General features: G+C 35.7%; 7 protein-coding genes and 1 pseudogene. 2 read left to right on the top strand and 6 right to left on the bottom strand.

The window, feature by feature from the left end:
• The 4 genes from Q0X89_RS00060 to Q0X89_RS00045 all read right to left on the bottom strand — a co-directional run.
• On the bottom strand, positions 1–879 hold an 879-nt coding region (locus Q0X89_RS00060; RefSeq protein ID WP_297690563.1), incomplete at its 3' end, for a HesA/MoeB/ThiF family protein.
• A 103-nt stretch (positions 880–982) separates the two neighbouring features.
• Positions 983–1,423, bottom strand: coding sequence for an NTP transferase domain-containing protein (locus tag Q0X89_RS00055; RefSeq protein WP_367176780.1), 441 nt, complete (start codon positions 1,421–1,423; stop codon positions 983–985).
• 209 nt (positions 1,424–1,632) lie between these two features.
• Complete coding sequence (locus Q0X89_RS00050; RefSeq protein WP_297690562.1) at positions 1,633–1,878, bottom strand: MoaD/ThiS family protein; 246 nt, start codon at positions 1,876–1,878, stop codon at positions 1,633–1,635.
• A gap of 1 nt (position 1,879) precedes the next feature.
• Positions 1,880–2,173: a hypothetical protein gene (locus tag Q0X89_RS00045; RefSeq protein ID WP_367176778.1), complete on the bottom strand. Its 294-nt coding sequence runs from the start codon at positions 2,171–2,173 to the stop codon at positions 1,880–1,882.
• A 263-nt stretch (positions 2,174–2,436) separates the two neighbouring features.
• Here Q0X89_RS00045 and Q0X89_RS00040 point away from each other — a divergent pair, with 263 nt between their 5' ends.
• Complete coding sequence (locus Q0X89_RS00040; RefSeq protein ID WP_297690561.1) at positions 2,437–3,528, top strand: VWA domain-containing protein; 1,092 nt, start codon at positions 2,437–2,439, stop codon at positions 3,526–3,528.
• A 174-nt stretch (positions 3,529–3,702) separates the two neighbouring features.
• A complete protein-coding gene (locus Q0X89_RS00035) occupies positions 3,703–3,888 on the top strand; it encodes a hypothetical protein (protein ID WP_297690560.1) in 186 nt (61 codons plus the stop codon).
• Between the two features lie 58 nt (positions 3,889–3,946).
• Here the strand turns inward: Q0X89_RS00035 and Q0X89_RS00030 are convergent, their stop codons facing one another.
• Positions 3,947–5,416, bottom strand: a complete 1,470-nt coding sequence (locus tag Q0X89_RS00030; RefSeq protein WP_297690559.1) for a M14 metallopeptidase family protein — start codon at positions 5,414–5,416, stop codon at positions 3,947–3,949.
• A pseudogene (locus Q0X89_RS00025) lies at positions 5,406–5,954 on the bottom strand (N-acetylmuramoyl-L-alanine amidase); the annotation flags it as partial. The pseudogene Q0X89_RS00025 and the gene Q0X89_RS00030, both read right to left, overlap by 11 nt.
• Positions 5,955–5,983: the final 29 nt, after the last annotated feature.

Genomic DNA, 5,983 nt, shown 5'->3' with positions numbered 1-5,983 from the left:
CCCCTCCAATGGCTCTGAGTTAAATTCCTCTTTCGTCCGCACATCGATTAATTGCCAGGAAATTGTCTCATTTTTTATCTTTTTGAATTCTTCAACAGTGATCTCGTTTTCAAAAGTGCAATTGGAAATTTCGTAAGAACCCTCGAGTTGGGAACGCAAAGAATTTTCAGCCTTCAATGAAAAAACTGTTTTATATAATGATTGATTTAACCCATTATATATTAATAGCTTACCAGATAAAACTTCACCTAAATTTGTAAGACATTTAACTACTTCCAACGCCTGTAAAGTGCCAACAATTCCCGGAATTATCCCCAACACTCCATTGACATCACAATTGGGTATCAATGAACCCTCGGGAGCAACAGGAAACAAGCATCGATAGGTAGGTCCACCTTTGTAGTTAAATACACAAATATGGCCTTCAAAACTATGCAAGGCACCATAAACAAAAGGTTTTTTTAATATAACACAAGCATCATTAATAAGGTAACGCGATGGAAAATTATCTGTAGCGTCTACAACTATATCATAATCTTTGATAATATTCAGAGCGTTATTTCTAGTTAGAAAAGTGTCATAAGGTATTAGGTTGGTGTTTGAATTTTGCGCTTTTAATCTTTGAATGATTACTTCAAGTTTTGATTTTCCAATATCTTTTTCACCATAGATGACTTGTCTTTGCAGGTTAGAAAACTCCACCTTATCTCCCTCTACAATTCCCAGGGTTCCTACGCCCATGGCGTTTAAATATTGAAGTACGGGAATACCCAGACCACCTGCTCCCACTACCAAAACGCGTGATCTTAGCAATAAATCCTGTGATTTATTACCAAAATCTTTAAGAGAAGTCTGACGTATGTAGCGATTTGAGTTCAAATGGATTCTAGTTTGGATATTACTTCCCGATAGTCTTCTTCTGAGTTTGCATTCATAAGAACAATATCCTCCCTGGGGAAGACTAATTTTATATCAGAATTAATCAAATATTTTCGTGGACAACTGCTAGTCGCATGCTGTAACTTTCCCTAGTGGCAAATGCCGTAGCAACTTTTGATGAATCTCTAAGATTAATTAATTGATTTATTGCATTAAGATCTATCAACGGAAGATCGCAAGCTATCACAAACCAGGCAACTTCGGGATAGATAGAATGTGCAGTAAGCAATCCATTAAAAGGTCCTTTGTATTTATCTTGGTCAATTATCGTATCAATATCCGTTGAAATTTCATCGGTCTGATCTTTCCTTATGCTCAAAAATGTTCTTGTACATACCTGTGAAAGCAAATTATACAAATGCTCTCTCTGTGGAAGATCATGATATTGTATTGCTCCTTTATCCTGCCCCATCCTTGTGCTCTTACCTCCTGAGAGTACCAGGCCAAATAGTTTAGTATGAGAACTGCAATCTTCTATATCCATTATTCATTAGATTTAATACTAATTTTTATACGTTTAACCAAAGTAAGCAACTTTTCTTTTTTGCAAAGAATATGTTCCCTTTCGGCAGAAAAAAATATCGTCCGGAATAAGTTCCAATTTGACCAACTGTCACAACAACTAATTTTTTTATCTATGATTCACTATAAACATATAATACTATGTAAAAGTTCTGACTCATGCCACCGCTTTTAACCACCGCTTACCGGAGGAATCAATGCTATTTCATCAAAACTATTTATTGCAACATCATCCGTTGCATAATTGTTGTTAACCGCTACTGCCAAAGAACTAAGCCTGGTTAATTCGGGATAAGAGCTGGCAAGATAAGATTTTAATTCTCCTACGGTTTTTATTTTTACCGATTTTGCATCGGGCATTGACAGTGTTGAACTGCCAACTATATCTTTGGTTATACCAAATAATAATATCGTCATATTAACCAATTATTTCTTTTTCCGGTCCTTTTAATAATTCAGGATACTTGCTAAAATGCTGTTTGTACAATCTCTTTCCGGTAGTGGCTTTATAAGCATTTGCTATGGCACCACTTGCAGGAGGTAATGTAGGTTCCCCAAGTCCTGTTGGTGAAAACTCATTTTTCATTAAATGTGTTTCTACTATGGGAACTTCCTTCATCCGAATTAATCGATATTTATCAAAATTAGTAGCCATTGGCATGCCATCCTCAAAGGCAAAATCGCCATACATTGAATGACCTGGATTCACCATTAATATTTAATTGATATGCTGGCATGCTTTTGTTGTTTTAACAGTTATTAATATTATTCTTAAAGTTATCAAAATTATAGGTATCTGACACCCATTTAACAAATTGTTAAATGTTAAAGAGTAAAATTTTAGTTTTCTATTTTAATTATGGGCATCAAATCTCATCTTCTAACCTTTAACAAGATTTAACAAAGTTTTTCATTCTCTTCATAATTTTAAATAGAAATGGCCGTTGTGCAGGTTGAACAACAAAACTTATGTAAATGAAAACGTATCTGAAACTGCTCAGCGTTATTTGTACCGTTATCTTGTTTTCTTCGTGTGGGAATGCTGATGATGATGTAAATTTTGACATCAACCAAGCCGGTTCTCTAGGGCTGGGTAAAACCGTTGATCAATGTCTTGACCTAGGGGAAAATGATCTCGTATTATCTATTCAGGATCAATTCACTACCTTACCTGGCAAAGTATCTATATTTTTTAGAGTTTCTGACAAAACCGGTAATCCTGTTCCAGGATTAACAGCCGAACAATTTACGATCTATGAACAAGGCCGAAATGACGATTGTTTTAATACCATATCCGCCTCTGAGTCCTATGCGAGGATTTCTCCGAATTCACAGATTTTTAATAATAGTACATTGTTGGTGCTCGATCTTAGCAATAGTGTTCTAAGCGGTAGTTTGGAGGAACTAAAATCTGCCACAACAAGTTTTATAACCAATGTTATGCCGGCTGTGGAAGAAGGCTCATTTAGGATGGCTATTTATTGGTTTGACGGAGAAGATGAATTACATCTGTTAAACCCTTTAACTGCCTCACGGGATGAACTTATAGCTGCAGTAGCAAGTATAACACCTGCTATAAGTAATGATCCATCAACAGATTTATACGGGGCGGTAATTAAGTCTGCCAACATTGCCTCCGAACTACTTATTGAAAGCACTAATAATAATAGTATTGGTGCCACGTCAGTGGTTGTTTTCACAGATGGCACAGACCAGGCTTCCAGATATAGTGAGGATGAGGCCCTCCAAAAAGTGAATGAATCTAACGACAACATTTCTTTTTTCGCCATTGGTTTAGGGTCTGAAATAGATACTGAAATACTAATGAAAATTGGTAAAACTTCCAGCGTTTTTGCAGGGAGTACAGAAGAACTTGAAACAACTTTTAATGACATTTCACTAAGGGTTACCCAACAAGCAAATAGTTTTTATCTCTTTGAATATTGCACCCCTAAGCGAGATGGAAGTGGTGAAAATAATTTAGTCATACAAGTAAAAAATGGGAATCTTCAGGGTGGTGTACAAACTAAATTTGACACTACAGGGTTTACAGGCGGCTGCCAGTAAACAGACTATAATACGGACTAATTAAAGAGGTGCTAATAAGCACCTTTTTTTATTGCCAAATATTCCGGGTAAGTAGGGTTTTTGGGAAGTGAATTGTTTCATATGTATAAACCACAAACAACTATTGCAACTTAAAACTGTATTAAAAATTGTTTAACGCTTAAAAAAGAAATCATGCAAATATTAAACGAAATTATCCGTCAGAGTGCAATAGGGTCTTTATCAAAATGGTATCAAAGTGCCGTACTATTAGTATTCTCATCAATAGTAGTAATGTTGTTTACAATGTTGGTGGTCTTGTTGGCAAACGCTTCCCAAATCTCCACAAATTTTAGTTACCTGTTCGGAGGAGTTATATAATCTAGGGATTGTAAAGATGGTTGAACTATACCAATCAAGCTTACAAATAGGAAATAACTCATTTGTAGATCATAGCATTTACAAAATCGGTATCCTCCGTATCCAAATCTATTAAGAAACCATTTATCACTGCTTTTTCAACTTTTTGATCTTTTGTAAGCAAGAAAGTTGGGTTTTTACCGACAGCGAGACTAAACTTTGGAATTTTATAGGCCTTTGAAATTATGTGTATTGGTATTGGTGAATTTAAGATCTTTGCTTCAAGTTGTTCCACTCTGATATACGTGTAACCAGATTTAAGTAATTCTATAGGGTTTAAATCATCCAAATCCTTCATTGATTTTATTGTGTTTGGATATACCTTACCCGGTTTAATTGTATAGTCGGCCCCATTAAAAGTTTGATATCCGTAATAGGTTGAAAGATCACCCTGGTCGATTATTCGGCTGCTATACCAAAAATCGTCATGTCCTTTCATATCAACTTCAGGTCTTTGAATACCTAAATCCAGGATATATTTTGAGCCCATTAATTCATAACCAACATTTTCTATTTTTAAATCAAAAAGCTTTCGATCATTTTGTGGTATTTTTTCATAGTCTTCAAGGGCAATATTCCTATAATTTCCTTTTGCAATGGTATAAATTGCCGAAAGAATAGAAACGTAATTCAATTTTCTTATTTCCTGTTTTTCAACATCTCCCGGATAACCACCAGATTCAATTAAAATTGTACTTGTCCCCCACTTTTGAATATTATCTCCAAAAGCGCGTGGTTCAAAATCATCGTTATATCTACCAACTTGCCCGGGAGCATATTTCTGAATGATATTATTCATAAAAACAATCACTTTCATAGCATTACCCCTAACCTCATTAATTTCTTTTTCATAATTATAAGCGGGTGCCAGATATGAAATAGTTGCCGGTTTACTGGTTCGTTCTGCATTGTAATAGGTACTTTGGTCGTGAAGGTTAAATCCGAATTCGGCATTTAAACTATCCCTAACACCTTTAAGGGTTCTGCTTTCAGGAGATTGGAGACGAAGTGCATCCCTGTTAATGTCTACTCCAAGGGTATTTCGTCTTTGAAATACTTCTGCGCCATCAGGGTTTAACATGGGTAAAAAGTGAAGTCTTAAATTTTTTAATATCTCTTCTTTTTCATCTTTAAAATCATCACTATTCAGAAAGTTTAAAATATCAAATATGGCCTGTGTTGCTGTTGGTTCATTACCATGCATCTGTGACCATAAAAAGACATCAGTTTCACCCTTGCCAATACTAATAAGGGATAGCGTTCTGCCTTCAATAGAGGTTCCAACTTTGGTTACATCAAATTTCGGATTATTCCTGTAATTACTTATTAGTGGAACTAACTCATGATGCTTAATTCGTCTTTTAACCAGGGTTTGTTCTTTGTAAGATTCATAAGTCTCATACAAAGAATTTGTTATATCCGTGGATTGGGCATATAACGTAGAATTTAGCATAATCAGGAGTAGTACACTCAGGTATTTATTGGTCATTGCTATCAGGTTTTTTTGGTACAGGTTTAAAATTAAGATTTTTGCTTGCTTTTCGTACTTTTTCCATAAAATCTTTACCCGGATCTGTTTTTAAGGTTCTGTAGTTTTTGTCTTTCTCTAACCATAAAGGATGGTCCACAAAATTTGTATACTCATAGTGCCCGATCAAATACTCAATTGGATATTTTTCGTACAAGTATTCCACTAACCATATATTTGCTTTTAGCTGTGCCCTGGTCAAGGGCAATGCTTCAGTCCCTCCAACGTTTTCCACGCCAATTGCACAATGATTGAGGCCAATGACGTGTCTTGCCATATGTGTTTCGGGCATCAAACTATAGATAGTACCATCACGGTCTACCATAAATTGTGAAGAGACATTTAAACTGCCTGCATTTACTATATCGGGTCTGGTATTCGGCAAAGTTGGCTTATCGAAAGCTTCAAAAGCTTCTTCCAATGTGGGAATTACTGTCCAGTGCAATACAATTATTTTGGGAGTAATATCGGGAGCGTCTTGTTTAATTCCGTAGTGTTGGTTCTTTACAGGCTAGCTTTGGGCGCGCG

Origin of the sequence: uncultured Eudoraea sp., from assembly GCF_947258525.1 — a bacterium.
Lineage (GTDB): Bacteria > Bacteroidota > Bacteroidia > Flavobacteriales > Flavobacteriaceae > Eudoraea.
The sequence above is the reverse complement of the archived record's forward strand: the minus strand, read 5'-3'. Positions and strand labels throughout refer to the sequence as shown.

Bases quoted from the DNA above. Each gene is read 5' to 3' on its own strand.
- Q0X89_RS00055 (WP_367176780.1), bottom strand. From the start codon at position 1,423: ATGGATATAGAAGATTGCAGTTCTCATACTAAACTATTTGGCCTGGTA.
- Q0X89_RS00045 (WP_367176778.1), bottom strand. From the start codon at position 2,173: ATGGTGAATCCAGGTCATTCAATGTATGGCGATTTTGCCTTTGAGGAT.
- Q0X89_RS00035 (WP_297690560.1), top strand. From the start codon at position 3,703: ATGCAAATATTAAACGAAATTATCCGTCAGAGTGCAATAGGGTCTTTA.
- Q0X89_RS00040 (WP_297690561.1), top strand. From the start codon at position 2,437: ATGAAAACGTATCTGAAACTGCTCAGCGTTATTTGTACCGTTATCTTG.
- Q0X89_RS00030 (WP_297690559.1), bottom strand. From the start codon at position 5,416: ATGACCAATAAATACCTGAGTGTACTACTCCTGATTATGCTAAATTCT.
- Q0X89_RS00050 (WP_297690562.1), bottom strand. From the start codon at position 1,878: ATGACGATATTATTATTTGGTATAACCAAAGATATAGTTGGCAGTTCA.